The organism is Staphylococcus sp. 11007852 (assembly GCF_011394325.1).
GTDB lineage: Bacteria > Bacillota > Bacilli > Staphylococcales > Staphylococcaceae > Staphylococcus > Staphylococcus agnetis.
The window spans coordinates 22157-38261 of record NZ_JAANBJ010000039.1; the positions used below are offsets into that span (position 1 = coordinate 22157).

The 16105-nt window shown below is 35.9% G+C and carries 15 protein-coding genes; 7 read left to right on the forward strand and 8 right to left on the reverse strand.

Annotated elements, in window-relative coordinates:
- Positions 1–16: 16 nt before the first annotated feature.
- The 4 genes from arcD to G8Y85_RS11165 all read right to left on the reverse strand — a co-directional run bounded on the left by arcD (position 17) and on the right by G8Y85_RS11165 (position 4487).
- Positions 17–1372 (reverse strand): arginine-ornithine antiporter, encoded by a 1356-nt coding sequence (arcD, locus tag G8Y85_RS11150; protein WP_241955021.1) that lies wholly within the window; start codon positions 1370–1372, stop codon positions 17–19.
- Positions 1373–1523: 151 nt separating this feature from the next.
- The gene (gene argF, locus G8Y85_RS11155; RefSeq protein WP_165805838.1) at positions 1524–2531 is read right to left on the reverse strand and encodes an ornithine carbamoyltransferase; all 1008 of its coding nucleotides are present in this window, start codon (positions 2529–2531) and stop codon (positions 1524–1526) included.
- Positions 2532–2553: 22 nt separating this feature from the next.
- Entirely contained in the window at positions 2554–3786 is a 1233-nt protein-coding gene (gene arcA, locus G8Y85_RS11160; RefSeq protein WP_060552053.1) for an arginine deiminase, read from the reverse strand.
- A gap of 242 nt (positions 3787–4028) precedes the next feature.
- A complete protein-coding gene (locus G8Y85_RS11165) occupies positions 4029–4487 on the reverse strand; it encodes an arginine repressor (protein WP_060552052.1) in 459 nt (152 codons plus the stop codon).
- Positions 4488–4826: 339 nt separating this feature from the next.
- Between G8Y85_RS11165 and G8Y85_RS11170 the strand changes: the two genes are divergently transcribed.
- Positions 4827–5960: an MFS transporter gene (locus G8Y85_RS11170; protein ID WP_240928903.1), complete on the forward strand. Its 1134-nt coding sequence runs from the start codon at positions 4827–4829 to the stop codon at positions 5958–5960.
- A gap of 111 nt (positions 5961–6071) precedes the next feature.
- On the opposite strand, the gene G8Y85_RS11175 is transcribed toward G8Y85_RS11170, so the two are convergent.
- The 4 genes from G8Y85_RS11175 to G8Y85_RS11190 form a co-directional block, all read right to left on the reverse strand.
- Positions 6072–6182 carry an SE2200 family small protein gene (locus tag G8Y85_RS11175; RefSeq protein WP_081858189.1) on the reverse strand — a complete coding sequence of 37 codons (111 nt, stop codon included), beginning with the start codon at positions 6180–6182 and terminating at the stop codon, positions 6072–6074.
- Between the two features lie 17 nt (positions 6183–6199).
- The gene (gene lqo, locus G8Y85_RS11180; RefSeq protein ID WP_037565663.1) at positions 6200–7693 is read right to left on the reverse strand and encodes an L-lactate dehydrogenase (quinone); all 1494 of its coding nucleotides are present in this window, start codon (positions 7691–7693) and stop codon (positions 6200–6202) included.
- A 69-nt stretch (positions 7694–7762) separates the two neighbouring features.
- Positions 7763–8263: an isoprenylcysteine carboxyl methyltransferase family protein gene (locus tag G8Y85_RS11185; protein WP_107370706.1), complete on the reverse strand. Its 501-nt coding sequence runs from the start codon at positions 8261–8263 to the stop codon at positions 7763–7765.
- A 291-nt stretch (positions 8264–8554) separates the two neighbouring features.
- On the reverse strand, positions 8555–9937 hold the full coding sequence (locus G8Y85_RS11190; protein ID WP_060552049.1) for an amino acid permease: 1383 nt from the start codon (positions 9935–9937) through the stop codon (positions 8555–8557).
- A 562-nt stretch (positions 9938–10499) separates the two neighbouring features.
- Here G8Y85_RS11190 and G8Y85_RS11195 point away from each other — a divergent pair.
- From G8Y85_RS11195 to G8Y85_RS11220, 6 genes are all read left to right on the forward strand, one after another.
- Entirely contained in the window at positions 10500–11300 is an 801-nt protein-coding gene (locus G8Y85_RS11195) for a hypothetical protein (RefSeq protein ID WP_085622614.1), read from the forward strand.
- Positions 11301–11921: 621 nt separating this feature from the next.
- Positions 11922–12722 (forward strand): hypothetical protein, encoded by an 801-nt coding sequence (locus G8Y85_RS11200; protein ID WP_165805839.1) that lies wholly within the window; start codon positions 11922–11924, stop codon positions 12720–12722.
- 96 nt (positions 12723–12818) lie between these two features.
- Positions 12819–13445, forward strand: coding sequence for a DUF4064 domain-containing protein (locus tag G8Y85_RS11205; protein WP_165805840.1), 627 nt, complete (start codon positions 12819–12821; stop codon positions 13443–13445).
- A gap of 245 nt (positions 13446–13690) precedes the next feature.
- Complete coding sequence (locus tag G8Y85_RS11210; RefSeq protein ID WP_165805841.1) at positions 13691–14359, forward strand: response regulator transcription factor; 669 nt, start codon at positions 13691–13693, stop codon at positions 14357–14359.
- A gap of 82 nt (positions 14360–14441) precedes the next feature.
- Positions 14442–15356, forward strand: coding sequence for an ABC transporter ATP-binding protein (locus G8Y85_RS11215; protein WP_107370709.1), 915 nt, complete (start codon positions 14442–14444; stop codon positions 15354–15356).
- 106 nt (positions 15357–15462) lie between these two features.
- Entirely contained in the window at positions 15463–16101 is a 639-nt protein-coding gene (locus tag G8Y85_RS11220; protein ID WP_165805842.1) for an ABC-2 family transporter permease, read from the forward strand.
- The last annotated feature ends 4 nt before the right edge of the window (positions 16102–16105 follow it).

A 16105-nucleotide genomic window follows, 5' to 3' on the forward strand; every position in this document is an offset into this window, starting at 1 on the left:
ACATATCTCTCCTGACTTATATCACAGTAATGGAGTGTGTCATCAGTTTGACAATGCCAATGAGTGCGAAGATTAAAATAAAACCAATGACAATCCATTCGATAGCTTTCGGTTTTTTATTAAGATTGTGTTGAACTTTGATAAAAACAATGACACCTGGAATGTAAAGAATCATTGTCAGTAATAAATATTCTAGACCTGCTGCATAAATTAACCAAAGTGCATAAATAGAAGCAATACATCCAATCGCCCATTTTGTTACTGAGGCATTTTGTTGTAAGTAGTTGTACTTTACAAGGTAAAAGGCGCTAAACATATATGGGATTAGAATCGCACTTGACGCGAGTGAAAATGCAAATTGGTAAGCACTCTCAGTAAATAACATACTGATTAAAAAGAGTTGTACTAAAATATTCGTGATGAGTAATGAATTGATTGGTGCACCGTTGCGATTTTCTTTCGCAAACCATTTAGGGAATAGGTTGTTTTTCGCAACAACATAAGGTAATTCTCCGGCTAGTAACGTCCATCCAAGCCACGCGCCGAGTACGGAAATAATGAGCCCGATATTTACAAATACAGCACCCCATGGTCCAACAATATGTGCTAACACATGTGACATTGAAGGGTTACCTAATTCGGAAATATGATTTTGTTGAATTACACCTTGCGCGAGTACGGTCATTAAAAAGTAAATAATGAGTACGGAAGTAAGGCCTATCACGGTCGCTGTTCCGACATCTTTTTTGCGTTTTGCGCGGCTTGAGAAGACCACTGCACCTTCAATACCTGTGAAAATCCAAACGGTCACAAGCATAATGCTTTTCACTTGTAACAGAATAGAGGACCATTCGATCTCATTTGAAGCGGCACCGCTAAACCCTGCGAGAAACGTATCGAAATTAAACACCACCATCATACAAACGATGACCAAAAAGATTGGAATTAATTTCGCGACGGTAACAATACTATTGATAAACGCAGCGGTTTCTACACCTTTTAAAATTAAGAAATGGACTCCCCAAAGTAAAATAGAGGCGACAATGATACTCGGTAACGTATTACCTTTTTGGAAAATCGGGAAGAAATTGCCAACCGCAGACATGAGCAATGTAGCATAAGCCACGTTGCCTAAAAATGCTGCAAACCAGTAACCCCAAGCACTACAAAAACCAATAAAATCTCCAAACCCTGCTTGTGCGTAACTGTAGATGCCGCCATCTAAATCGGGGCGTGCATTCGTTAACGTTTGAAATACAAATGCTAATGCAATCATGCCGATTGCGGTAATCCCCCAACCGATCATGAGGGCAAGACCGCCTGCCTGACTTCCCATATCAGAGATGATATTAAAAGCACCGCCTCCAATCATAGAGCCTATAACAAGGCCAATGAGAGAAGACTTGTTTAATTTTTGTTGGTGTTCATTTTCCACGTGTTTCATCTCCTTATCATGAAAAGGAAGGGCTAGTGCGTGATTCATACATATATAATTGTTTGCTACGTCTAGCCCATCACTTTAGTTATGCCAGTGTTGAAGCCATCACAGATTTAATCGTATGCATACGGTTCTCTGCTTGGTCAAACACTTTGGATTGCGGACTTCTAAATACGTCATCAGTGACTTCCATTTCGCTTATGCCAAATTGCTCTTCGATGTCTTTACCATACATCGTATTTGTATCATGGAATGCTGGTAAACAATGTAAGAAAATCGTGTCATCACGGCCTGTTTTTTCCATTAATGTACGATTAACCTGATAATCTTTTAATAATTGGATACGTGACTCAAATTCACTTTCTTCACCCATAGATACCCAAACGTCTGTATAGATCACGTGCGCACCTTTAACCGCTTCGTCTATATCATCTGTAACGACGACAGAGCCACCATCACGCACACCACGTGCTTTAGCCATATCAACATACGTTTCGTTCGGGAAGAGGGCTTTAGGCGTACATATACGCACATTTACGCCGAGCATGGCACCTGCGACCATCAGTGAGTGTGCCATATTGTTACGGCCATCACCAATGTATGTGAGGTTAATGCCTTTTAAGTGACCGAAATTTTCTTTAACGGTCATATAGTCCGCAAGCATTTGAGTCGGATGCCAAATATCTGTCAAACCGTTCCACACCGGTACACCTGAATGTTCAGCGAGTTGCTCAACAACGTCTTGAGAGAAACCTCGGAATTCTATGCCATCAAACATACGTCCGAGTACTTTTGCGGTATCTTCTACCGATTCTTTTTTACCCAATTGAATGTCATTTTTGCCTAAAAATTCAGGGTGTGCTCCGAGATCTATAGATGCCACTGTGAATGCGGCACGTGTACGTGTTGACGTTTTTTCAAAGAGTAATGCAATATTTTTACCGTCTAAATAACGATGTTTGATACCATCTTGTTTGTAAGACTTTAATGTAATTGCGAAATCAATTAATGCTTCAAATTCTGTTTTCGTAAAATCGTTTTCTTTTAAAAATGAACGTCCTTTTAAAGCAACTGGTTTTTGTAATTCCATCATGCGTTTTCCTCCTCAATGTCTTTTAAATGTCTTCACGATATAAAGGTTGACTCATACAACGTGGGCCTCCACGACCGCGTACAAGTTCACCTCCAGGGATTTCGATGACTTTTAAGCCTTTTTCACGTAATAACGTGTTAGAGACATAGTTTCTGTCATATGTCACTACCACACCCGGGCGGATACATAGTGTGTTTGATCCATCATTCCATTGTTCACGTGGTCCGTCGATAGTATCGCCATTACCAGTAGGAATGAATTCGATATTATCGATGTTTAACGCGTCTTCTAAAGTTTGTTTCAACTGGTTAGAATGGGTGATTTTAATGTTGTCATCGCCGACACATGGTTCAATCGTAAAGATATTCATATGACCTTCAGATTTCAGTATGGCAGCATGCATAGTGAACTTATCGTAATCTATCATTGTAAATACCGTATCTAAATGCATAAACGTACGACTTGTAGGGATTTCAATCGCAATGATTTTCTTAAATGTTGATACAGGATTGCTAAAGATGCTACGTGCCAAACGTTCGATTGCTTGTGCTGATGTGCGTTCTGAAATTCCAATCGCAAGCACTTCTTTAGATAAGACGAGTTCATCGCCACCTTCAATATTGAACGGACTATCTCGGTCCACCCAAACTGGAATGTCACTGTCTTTAAAGTCAGGGTGATGTTTTAAAATATATTGCATGAAAATTGATTCACGGCGACGTGCGCGCCAATACATGCGATTAATTGTAACCCCGTTACCGACGGACGCTTGAGGATCACGCGTGAAATAAAGGTTCGGCATTGGGTCAAGATAAAACGGATATTTGTCATCCATATATTCAACGAGATGTGTTGTTTTTAAATTGATTTCTTCTTTTCGAACGCCAGCCATTATTTTATCGACTAAGCTTTGATTATCTAATTTTGAAAACAGCGCTTTGATTTCTGCTTCGTGGCCTAGAACGGTTTTACGTGATTCTGCTAAAATCTCATCGATAAATTGTTCGCGTACTTGAGGTTCTGTTAAACTTTCTGCAGTTAATTTTTCAAGGTATAACACTTCTACACCTTCGTTTTTTAAAACTTCTGCAAAGTAGTCATGTTCGCGTTGGGCGACTTTTAAATAAGGAATGTCATCAAAAAGTAAGCCGTCTAAATAATCAGGAACAAGATTTTCTAATTCTTTACCAGGTCGTTTAAGTAAAACGGTTTTTAAACGGCCGATTTCACTATTAACATTAATCGTGCGTTTCATTTTAATTTTCCTCCTTTATGTGATGATGTCTTCACTATAAAGGTTATAAAACGCTTACATCGTGATTTATTTCACAAATATAAAGAGGAATATTTCTTGTTTTAAAGATAGGTCTATGCACAAAAATTTATTTTTTTACATGTCATACGTGTTGTATTGCGGTACGAATTGGATAATGAATGTATATTTGTGTATACATCAAGTGTCAATTTGTCGTTGATACATTCTAATGCATAAACATGCTAAAGCGTATGGTCTGGAAAGAGTTCTGTAACGACATGTCGCGCTGCATCATTTGAGCGTGTCATAATCATTGTCGTATCATTACCGCTTACTGTACCGATAATGGCATTCAGTTGTAATGCATCGATATAAAAATTAATCGTTTGACCAAATCCTGGAGAGGATTGAATTAAAATACACTGGTTAATAACTGAGATACGTTGAATGTCATCTTGATACAACCGTTTTAAGATATGATGATATTTTGGTTTGTCATTGGATATCAGTTGATAGTGTGAGGGGTGATGTTGAGAAGGGACTTTATGTATATTTAACTGTAAGAAATCGTTCGCAATGGTCGTTAGGCTAAAATGAATGCCAAATCGTGCTTCTATAATATCGATCACATCTTGCTTCGATGTTATACAGTTATGTTGTACGATGATCTCGATAAATTTTTGTCTTTCTTCGCGTTTCATTTTTAGCACCTCCTAAAATAGCCCTTCAACAGCTTTTTACATCAACTATCAATAAATATTATTAACCAGTTCTTCAAATTAAATCAAAAATATTAGTATTCATTTTTAGTGTAAAAATGTTAAAAATCTGTGCTAAAGTCTTTGGTCATAAGGATTTTTACGAAGTTGTGACAACAAAGGTTTGACACGGTTTAAGGTTAAATGAAGTCGCCTAGGGTTAAGCACGTCTCTTTCATTTTTACGAGATTTTCGGTAACATACCATGCGTATGACAATATGAAATGCGTTTGGAGGAGTATTGTGAGGCATCAATCAACTAAAATAACCATTTTCTTTTTTATGTTAGGCACCTTTGCGATAGGCATGTCTGAATATGTTGTCATTGGATTATTGTCGCAAATCGCAGGTGATATGCATATCCAGATATCTACAGCAGGGTTGCTTGTCAGTGTGTATGCTTTGAGCGTCGCATTTATAGGGCCTGTGATGCGTATTTTAACGTTTAAATATCGTGCACGCATCTTATTGCCTGTTTTTGTAGGTATTTTTATTTTTAGTAATGTATTAGGCATGTTGGCACCCCATTTTTATGTATTATTGTTGTCACGGTTATTATCAGCAGCAATGCATGCGCCGTTCTTTGGGGTGAGTATGAGTGTCGCAACGAACATTGTGTCGCCAGCGAAACGTACGCAAGCCATCGCGTTAGTACAAACTGGATTAACCATTGCGATTATGATTGGTGTACCGTTTGGGGCGTTTTTAGGAGATTTAGCGAATTGGCGTGTTGTTTTCGGTATTATGGTTGCCATTGCAATCATTACATTGATAGGTATTTTAAAATGTACACCTGATGTGGAGATGAGTGCGGAACCTAACTTACGTAAAGAACTCGGAGCCTTTAAACAACCACAAATTTTAATTACGATTGCGATGATTGTATTTGGATTTTCTGGTGTGTTTACAACGTATACCTTTGTAGAACCGATGTTAAAAGCGTTGTCACCATTTGACACAGCTGGTATTACAGTGTGTCTATTTTTATTTGGCCTTGGTGGTGTCATCGGTAACGTCGTCTCTGGAAATGTGACTGAGGAAAAATTAACGATGGGGCTATTTTTCTCGTATTTGTTGTTATTTGTGACCATTGTTTTACTCGTGTACGCTTTACCAATAGGGCTGTTTGCGCTCATCATCGTATTTTTGTTTGGATTTGGGACGTTTGGAACAACGCCGTTACTTAACAGTAAAATCATTTTTGGTGCAAGTGAGGCCCCGCTACTCGCCAGCACCATGGTGGGCTCTATATTTAATTTAGCGAATTTTATCGGTGCAATGATCGGGTCAGGATTGCTCGGACATGGTTTACCTTATGCGCACATTACAATGATCTCAGGAGGGATTATTTTACTCGGTATTGTGCTCAATATTGGGAACTATATGTATGAGAAGCGGCAAAAAGTTAGTGGTTAACTTTGTTATTGATTACGGTCAATACGTATTACACCACTGCGCTTTAAGAAGATATCTATATAAATATGAAAAGCACGTATCATAGGTTCATGATACGTGCTTTTTTGGGCTTTAGTATTCGATATTTGGTGCTTTGTTAACGTGTTGTTGGTAACGTTTTAAAGCAGCAAATGCGCCGCCAAGGACGCCAACTACGACTGTTAATGTAACAAGTGCTTTCATGTCGCAACGACTCCTTTTTATTCGTAATAGTGTAATTCTAAATCTTTAGAAGTTTGTTTACGTGTTTTACGCATTAACGCTTCATCTTCAATTAATGATTTACCGTATGAAGGAATCATTTTTTGAATTTTTGGCGTCCATTCAGAAGTTAATTCTGGGAAGTTCTTTTCAAGTACTTCTAATGCAACAGATACAGATGTAGACGCTCCTGGTGATTCACCTAATAATGCGATAACAGTATGGTCTTGAGAGTTAACCACTTCTGTACCGAATTGAATGAAGCCTTTACCGTATTCTTCAGTATCTTTAATCACTTGAACACGTTTACCAGCAGTATATAATTCCCAATCTTCATCACGTGCTTCTGGATAGAATGTACGTAAGTGATTCATACAACCTTCTTTTGTCATTAAAATTTGGTCGAATGAGTATTTGATTAAAGGTAAGTTTTTCGCTGCTGATGCAAGTAAAGTCATAATGTTGTATGGCTTAACAGAACGGAATAAGTCTAAGTTAGAACCGTTTTTCAAGAACTTAGGACCAACACTTGCGAATGGACCGAATAATAACGTTTTCTCACCATTAATATAACGTGTATCTAAGTGAGGTACTGTCATTGGTGGTGTACCTGGTGGCTCTTTACCATATACTTTAACCCCATGTTCTTCAACAACTTCTGGGTTTGTACATGTTAAGAATTGACCTGTGATAGGGAATCCACCTAAGTTTTTACTTTCAGGGATACCTGTTTTTTGAAGTAATGGAATTGCACCACCGCCAGCGCCAATGAAGACGTGGTGTGCAATTTCAGTGAAGACTTTACCGCTGTTACGGTTACGGATTTTAACTTCCCATTTTTTGTCTTCACGTTGCATGAAATCGATTACTTCATGATTGTATTTCACTTCAGCATTGTCATGTGCCTCAATATTAGAAGTCATTTTACGTGTTAATTCACCGAAGTTAACATCTGTACCTTCATCGATTTTACTTGCAGCCATAATGTCGCTCGCGTCGCGGCCTTTCATCATTAATGGCATCCATTTACGCATTACTTCGATATCTTCAGTATATTCAATGTTATCGAACATTGGTGATTGTTTCATTGCTTCGTAACGATCTTTTAAGAACTTACGATTGTTTACACCACGTACGAAACTAATGTGAGGTAATGGATTGATAAATTCACGTGGGTTTGAAATGTTTTTATTTTTTACTAGGAAGCCCCAGAATTGTTTTGAGATTTCAAACTCCTCGTTAATGTGTTTCGCTTTCTCGATGTCGATTGAACCATCTGGTTGTAATACCGTATAGTTCAACTCACATAGTGCAGCATGACCTGTACCAGCGTTGTGACGTTCATTAGAACTTTCAAGACCTGGACGATCTAAGCGTTCGTATAACTTAATGTTCCAGTTTGGTTCAAGTTCTTTAATCATTGAACTAAACGTAGTACTAAGCACACCAGCACCAACTACAATGATGTTTCTAGGTTCTGACTGATTAGACATATTTATCACCTTTCAAATTTAGTTATAACCATTAGCATAAGCTTAAAAAAGTTAGGGATAAATACGGTATTAATTGAAAGATTCCATTAATTTTTCTTCTTGTATAATACGTTTAACTAGAAAATGCGCGTAAGGTAAAAGTAAAATCCATGTATAAGTCGCACTTGTTAGTAATAATACACCAAGTAGTTCTGGAATAATATTTAAGAAATAGTTTGGATGTTTTGTGATTTTATAAAGACCTGATTTCACAATAGGGTGGTGCGGTAAAATAAAGATTTTTAATGTCCAAATACGTCCTAACGTGCGGATAACATGAAATAGTACAATGTAACTAAGAATAAGTATGATAAGACCGATCACGTTGATAGTACCTAATGTTGTGTGATGCATCCATGCTTCAAAAGCGGCTCCAACATAAATAAGAATATGAGTCGCAGCTAAACCTTTAGAATTTGCTTGACCATATTCTTTGGCGCCTTCAGCAATGAGTGCTTTAGCATTATTGATAGATATGTATAAACTGTACAAACGGATAACGAAAAAAGCGGCTAGCAATGTTAAAACCATTATTTGTCATCTCTTTCTTTTTAGAATAAAAAAATGCAATCCAACGTGATAATGGTGAGAGATCTTGGTTGCCATCTACGGGTATCACGTCGGGATCGCATTGTAGTTACATTGTATATTGAGACGAAGGATAAAACCATTAAATTAAACTTAAATATAGCTTTAATTTGAGTTAATCCATGGGAATATAAAGGATGGATAAAAAGGGGAAATGTGATAAACATCAAAAGCCTTCGAAAGTGTTTAACCACTTTTGAAGGCTTTTGATGTATGAAATGTTGTATTGTACGTCTAAGCGTGTTTAGCGATATCTGCATGTTTTTTAATAGTTGCGCGGTGACGCCAATAAATAAATGTGAGGGCACCGTACCAAATTGGAGATAAAATAAATCCGATGCGTGTATCAGGTTCTATTAATAAAAGTACTAATATAAAGGCGAAAAATGCGAGGACCGCATACGCAGTGAACACGCCTCCTGGTAATTTGAAGGTACTTGCTTTATGCAGCGCATGGTCTTTACGGTGATAACTAATATACGCAACAACAATGAGTGCCCAAACGACAACAGTAATTGAAGTTGCTACGGAAGTAATATACACAAATACCGTCTCCGCATTAGGGATAATTAAGTTAAGAATAACTGTAATTGAAATTAATCCACATGTAACAAGCAATGCATTGCGTGGGACGCCACGACTTGAAAGACGGTGCATCGCTTCGGGTGCTTGTTTTTTATCCCCAAGTGAAAAGAGCACACGACTATTCGCGAAAATACCACTGTTCGCTGATGATGCTGCCGCAGTTAAAACGACGAAGTTGATTAATCCTGCCGCAAAAGGAATACCAGCTAATGCGAATAAACCAACAAATGGACTGTTTTCAGGATTAATTTGATTCCAAGGCACGATCATCATAATGACCGCTAGTGCACCAACATAGAAAATAATAATACGTAACGGTACGCTATTAATAGCGCGTGGTAATGTTTTTTCAGGATTTTTCGTTTCACCAGCAGTAATACCTATAAATTCGATGCCTGTAAACGCAAATACGGCCATTTGGAATGATGTTAAAAAGCCGGCTAAACCGAATGGAAACATCCCCTCATGATTCCATAAGTTTGTTACACTTGCCGTATTACCTGAAGGTGACTTAAATGCTAAGAATACCATTACGGCACCGACAACGATTAATGCGATAATCGTCACCACTTTAATAATCGCAAACCAAAACTCTAGTTCACCAAATAACTTTGTACTTGTTAAATTGAGTGTAAGTAATAAAAGTATGATCGCAAAACAAGTTAACCATGTGGGTATATTAGGGTTAAAATATTTAATGTATTGCGAGATGGCTGTGACGTCTGCCATTACTGTGATCACCCAAGACATCCAATAAGACCAACCGACAATAAATCCTGCGAATGGTCCTAAATATTCATGCGCGATTTCTGGGAATGATTTGAATTTTGATTTTGCGAGTAAAATCTCTCCCATCGCACGCATAAACATAAATAGAAAAAATCCTACAATCATATACGTAAATAGAATGGAAGGACCAGCCTTGGAAATGGTATTACCAGATCCAAAAAACAACCCGGTTCCTATAGCGCCACCGATTGCGATTAATTGAATATGACGATTGCTCAATTCTCTTTTTAATTCATTTGTCATAATGTTCTCTCCCATCACTTTGAAGTGAAGTATTCTCCCTTTGTGTGCGATTGTTCCCCATTGTTTTTACAAGAAAAATTCATGTCTTTTGATTCGACACTTTGATGTATGTGAGTATTTTATACCCATTATCTGAAAATAACAACAATTCGAAAAAATGTTTTTAGATGTAATGTTAAAATCACGTGAGACAATATATAAATATAATATGTTAAATTATGCGCGATTTTAGTTTATATAAGAATTACTGAATGTACAATTGACACCACGTAGTTGTAAACGCTTACAAATAATAGGGGGAATGCTTATTGGCTGCCGCGTTTATTATTGCAAGAAAATAAATAGAAAGTGCATTTCAACTAAAATGTATGCTGTATTTTGCTTTTTTATAAAAGTTTTTTAGATAAAAAATAATACAATTTTCAACAATGGATATCGGTCTGGAAGATTTGTTATTGATTCGTTCAACTCAAAATATTTTATATTAAATTAAAAAATTATGTTGTATCGATAACGGAAAATGTTATTCTTATATTAATGAACTATTAAGGGGGCAATGTTTATGGTGTCAGATGAACGCAAATTGCGAAAATTATTGCTGTTCGGCAGTATAGTCAATGTCATTTGTATATTGTTGTATACATATATCGCTGCAACTTTACCTTCAATATCGAAACATTCAGATATAGGTCCCCTAACGCTGTTTGGCTACGCGCTTTGTGATCCCCATATATCGATATATATCATATTGACGCTTTACATCTGTATGGTGGCTTTGGGGATTATTTATTTCAAATTCGGTCTCTCTAAGCCATTTGTAGGTATTGTATATTTGATTTTAGGTGTATTGGTGCTTTATTACAGTCCTATAGCAGGATTTTGTTGGATTTACGTAGGTGCACGTCTTATTTCTACAAAAGTATTAAACGCCTTAACGGTTACAAGTACGATTTTCATTGGAATCATATTGTTGGCTTGGCTGTTCTTGGGATTACCTATCGTATTTATTTTAGGTATACATGATGCTTTACAAGGAGGGGCACTTGAGCCGAGTCTATTTATGATATTTTCAAGTGCGAACTCAGCAGGGGGAGCATCTATCGTGTTTTTAATATTATTGGTACTTTTAATGTCATTTATCGGTGCGATTTATGCCTTTATCTGTACGGGTATGGTACATCAAAACACTCAAAAATGTCATGATAGTCTTAAGTTTTTATGTGTTGCAACGATGACATTGTCCTACTCAGCTGCATTATTTAATATCGCTGCCATTTTATTTACATCACTAGTGATAGAGAGACGTAATCAAGAAACGAAAGAATTAACAAATGCATATGAAAAAATCTCAAATCCGGAGTAAAAAAGATGAATTTGTCGGATATTTGTCAAAATTAAAAGTTAAAAATATATTAAAATAACTAAGGGGACACAGATGTAAAAGCATCAGTTCGATGAAACACGCATAAAAGTATCACAAGTCTTTTGTGTAAATAGTGTCACTATGATGTTGTATGGCTTTTTATGTGACGTCATGGTGACACTTTTCTTAGCGTTACAATAAACGGCTCGAATAAAGCAATTCGAAGTTTATTGATAGCGTTAACGAGATGTTGAGTGATGCACGTATCATTGTATTACGTAGTTGTTGATAATTTGGTGTACAATTAATCATACATTTGTTTTATTTTATGTAAGTATCGTTACGGTTTATTATTCGGTACGTGCATTCATTTACATGATCGCAACTGTAAAACACATGAATGCATCCAACATCATCGTGTTATCGTTATAACACCATTTAGGTTATATTGATTTTGAAAGTTTATCGTATATTGAGCATCTTAGCTTATAGGTCTATAGCTTGGATATTGATATATGCAGTATGAAAAAGTTTCCCTCATTTAAAATACAGGGAGGGAAAAGTAGTTTAATTAGATTTCACAAAATTAAAAATACTAATAGATACAGAGGCGTGTTGATATTGAAAAAGAAAGATTTAACAAAATTACTGATGGGTCTTGCGCTCATCTTACAATTGTCTATAGCCCTTTTTAATTTTTTTAATTTAAACAATCTTGATTATAATATGTTCTATTATGACGAAATTAGTAAATGGAATATTTGGGAACGTGTAATGAACGTATATGCTTCCATGTCCCTTTATAGCGTAGGTCTTATATTAAATTGTCTTATTTTTATTTTAGGGTGTTTTGTCTTTTTTAAGTACTTGAAAACAGGTACAGTGAATGCGCTATTTGTGGGCGGTTTAGGGTTTTTAAGTTTTATAACGAACCCTTTAGGAGGCATTTTATGGTGTGTCATTGCCGCTAAGTATCATCATCAATTGGACGTAAAGCAATGGGTTAAGCGATTGTTAATCATGAGTGTTATCTTAGTTGCTGTTTCACCTATTTTACGTATGTTCGCGCCATATATGATTTTAATACAACAACCCATTATTAGTGCGCATTTATCAAGTTTTGACAGTTTATTACTGCCATCATTTTGGGCAAGATGGTTTTTTATCGTAGATACACCACAAATCATTACTTATATGTTCTCTCCAATAACCTTATTTATATATATTTCTGCGATAGTCCTCGGTTTTATAATGTTATATCAAAAAATAGGTAGTAAAAATTGGAAGATGATTACCATCACCACATTCATTGTTCAAAGTTTTGTAATGAACATTGGTGCTTTATTTTCATTAGTAGCCATCATTTTAGTGTTTGCAGCACAACAATCTACAAAACCGTTGGACATAGATGAAGATATATAACATAATAAATATTTTTGAGATAATTTTTTAATATTTGTATTGAACTAGGTATTAATTTCATTTAACATTATAGAAAACAATAAGGAGATAACAATTATGATCAAACGAACAGCTGAAAAAGTTTTAACATGGATAGGTGTTGGAATACAAACTATCGCTATTTTATTTTGTGGATTTTTGGCATTAGTGATTGGCTTAAACAGTAATGAATTTGAAACAGCATTACTTGAAGACGGTACATATACAGTAGATGAAGCGCAATTTGTAGTTATGATATATAACTTTTTTATCAATTTTGCTGTAATATTCGGCATTCTTGCATTAATTCTTGCGATTGTCGGTGGTGTATTCATTAATAAAAAGACGAAACTTGCAGGAATTTTACTTATTATTGCAGGTGTGCTCAGCTTTTTCTTTTCACTCTCAGGAATTTTATGGTTAGTCGCAGGTATTATGTTGCTTGTTAGAAAACCAGCACCAACGCATGCGCAACCACATGCATCACAATCAATGCAAAACAATAACCAACCAGTGAATCATAGTGAGCCACAACATGTTGAAAACCATAACCCTGTAAGACACAGTGAACAACGTTCAGCAAACAGTCACTCTGAACAAGCGCACACATCTCATCATACGCAACAACATGACGATGAACATTTCCGCTCTGAAGCAGAGGAACAACGTTCTAAAGATATTCAAAAAAATCCATATAAATATTAATAACAATAGGAGCCTCATTGAGGTTCCTTTTTTATTTTGTCTTTATAATGTGGATTCAAATGATTGTGCCATGTCATTTTAACCCGTTTGAAACGAAAGGAGTCATGGTGGATGCCTTTGACGTCAAGGACAAAATATTAAAGGACTAAGAGTGCTCGTGATGGATGATTTAAAGAAATGAGCCAAACATGGAAATCAAGTTTTGATATAATATAGTTTAAACGAAACATCATAGAGGTGTGACTATGAAATATAAAGCATTAATAATAGAAGATGATGTTGAAATTGCGCATATTATTTCTTTGAATCTTGCTCGTCTAGATACACATGCAACCATCGCTTATACAGGTGATGATGGACTTTCCAAAGTGTTATCGTCCACCTATGATTTAATCATTTTAGACCTTATGCTTCCTGGAAAGACTGGCAATGAGCTAATGAAAGAATTAAAAAAAAACATCACAGCTAAAATTATCGTCGTTTCGGCAAAATCCGAAGTAAATGAAAAAGTTGAATTATTATTATCTGGTGCGGATGACTATATCACCAAACCGTTTTCGAAAGCTGAATTTATGGCACGTGTTCAAGTACAATTGCGCAATATTCAGGCTAGCACCATGCCTACTGTTTTAAAATGGAAAGCACTTGAGTTGAATCCTACTAAACGTACAGTTTATATAAATGAACATTATTTGGAACTAACAAATACGGAATTCGATATTTTGGCATTATTGTTAACACAGCCTGAAACTCCATTTACAAAGCGTCAATTATATGAAACATTACAGGGGCTATATATCGGCGATGATAATACAATTAACGTACATATCTCGAACTTAAGAAAAAAATTAAGCCTTTATTCTGACGATCCTTATATTAAAACGGTGTGGGGCATTGGATTTATGCTTGTTTAAATCTTTATACTTTCTTTATATTTTATTTAAAGTAATTTGAGACCTCTGATTCTATAGTAAAATCATAGAAGGAGTTTTTTTTGTGTCATATGTAATCAAAACCAATCAATTATTTAAACAATATGGAACACAGTATGCGCTACATCCTACTGATTTTTCTTTAAAAAAGGGAGACATTTGCGCGTTAATTGGGAAAAATGGTGCAGGTAAATCGACGCTCATAAAATTGATGGCGAATCATATTCAACCATCAGGGGGCACATTAGAATTGTTTGGAACGTTAGATGATTCGAGTCAAGAAATGCGTAAACGCATCGGCTTTTTCATTGATACAACAGTATTCATGCGTCACCTTACAGCACGCCAAAATTTGGAATATATTGCGATGCAAACTGGAAAGGTCGATATTCAACATATTCAATCTATTTTAAAGCAAGTCGGCTTAGAGAATGAAACAAGGAAAGTAAAAGCGTTCTCTTTAGGAATGAAACAACGACTAGGTATTGCGTTAGCATTGCTTAATCATCCGGATGTTTTAATTTTAGATGAACCTATTAACGGTTTAGACGTAGAAGGCATTAGAGATTTTCGTCAATTCATTACACAACTCAATAAAGAATTGGGAATGACCATTTTAATTTCTAGTCACATTTTAAGTGAATTACAACAAATTGCGACTCAATTTGTCTTTATTGAGAATGGTCACATTATTGAGTCTATTAGTAAGGATACATTATTAAATAAAGTACAAAAAGCAATCTCGTTAAAAGTGGACCTTCCTTCGAAAGCGGTTCAAATCATAGAGGAATTGGACAATGCTATACAATATAAAGTGCTTGAAGATAACACCATTGTTATCCATACCGCACATATGGATACCACGCAACTCAATGCTCTAATGTGGGATAACGGTATCCGTGTCGCTCAGATTCAAGAAGAAGTGTTTAATTTAGAAAACTACTTCTTACAAGGGGAAGGGGGCAGCAAGTATGATTAATTATCTTAAAAGTCAACGCTACCTCATGCTTAGAAGTAAGGCGTTTTATATATTGCCATTGGTATGTTTTACCCTCATCATATTCTTCGCGCTAACGCTTTATATAATGGGCAAACAAGGTTCGTATTTCCCTTATGACAACGCGCGTTTTTATTATGTCAATGTGGTTGGATTTAGTGGATTAATTATCTTTATAGGAATCATTATTACGCAATTTTTCCACTCTAAAGAACGACAATACAATGACAAAGTGAGTATCGCATATGACGTGCCTTTGAAAGTCATTTATTTTGGAAAATTGATGATGATTTTTGGATATTTCTTATTTATATGTTTAGTCTCTTATATCATCATGATTGTATTTGGAATGCTTCTATTTAAAGATGGACAAACGTATATCAGTGATTTTACATTGAGTATCACTAATATGTGTCCACTTGTGGTAGGGATACTTGCTGTTGCGCATGCATTATTTAGTATGCGAATGAATGCGATAGGTGTTATTATTGCAGTGCTTTTATGTTTACAAATCGGTGTGCATCGCATTTTGTATGGTTTAACGTTGTTAAATGATGGTTTCAAGCCCCTGTTTAAACTCACACCACAATATTTATTTGATCATATATTAGAGCTTTATATGACTGGAAAAGTGAGTTTAGGCATTCAATATTGGGTTGTTGGTTTGTGTATTGGCATTTTAGGTCTCATCTTAGGGTATGTTAAATTTAAAAAATTAGAGTATTAAATGA

Bases quoted from the DNA above. Each gene is read 5' to 3' on its own strand.
- arcD (WP_241955021.1), bottom strand. From the start codon at position 1,372: ATGATTGGAGGCGGTGCTTTTAATATCATCTCTGATATGGGAAGTCAG.
- argF (WP_165805838.1), bottom strand. From the start codon at position 2,531: ATGATGGAATTACAAAAACCAGTTGCTTTAAAAGGACGTTCATTTTTA.
- arcA (WP_060552053.1), bottom strand. From the start codon at position 3,786: ATGAAACGCACGATTAATGTTAATAGTGAAATCGGCCGTTTAAAAACC.
- G8Y85_RS11165 (WP_060552052.1), bottom strand. From the start codon at position 4,487: ATGAAACGCGAAGAAAGACAAAAATTTATCGAGATCATCGTACAACAT.
- G8Y85_RS11170 (WP_240928903.1), top strand. From the start codon at position 4,827: ATGTTAGGCACCTTTGCGATAGGCATGTCTGAATATGTTGTCATTGGA.
- G8Y85_RS11175 (WP_081858189.1), bottom strand. From the start codon at position 6,182: ATGAAAGCACTTGTTACATTAACAGTCGTAGTTGGCGTCCTTGGCGGC.
- lqo (WP_037565663.1), bottom strand. From the start codon at position 7,693: ATGTCTAATCAGTCAGAACCTAGAAACATCATTGTAGTTGGTGCTGGT.
- G8Y85_RS11185 (WP_107370706.1), bottom strand. From the start codon at position 8,263: ATGGTTTTAACATTGCTAGCCGCTTTTTTCGTTATCCGTTTGTACAGT.
- G8Y85_RS11190 (WP_060552049.1), bottom strand. From the start codon at position 9,937: ATGACAAATGAATTAAAAAGAGAATTGAGCAATCGTCATATTCAATTA.
- G8Y85_RS11195 (WP_085622614.1), top strand. From the start codon at position 10,500: ATGGTGTCAGATGAACGCAAATTGCGAAAATTATTGCTGTTCGGCAGT.
- G8Y85_RS11205 (WP_165805840.1), top strand. From the start codon at position 12,819: ATGATCAAACGAACAGCTGAAAAAGTTTTAACATGGATAGGTGTTGGA.
- G8Y85_RS11210 (WP_165805841.1), top strand. From the start codon at position 13,691: ATGAAATATAAAGCATTAATAATAGAAGATGATGTTGAAATTGCGCAT.
- G8Y85_RS11220 (WP_165805842.1), top strand. From the start codon at position 15,463: ATGGGCAAACAAGGTTCGTATTTCCCTTATGACAACGCGCGTTTTTAT.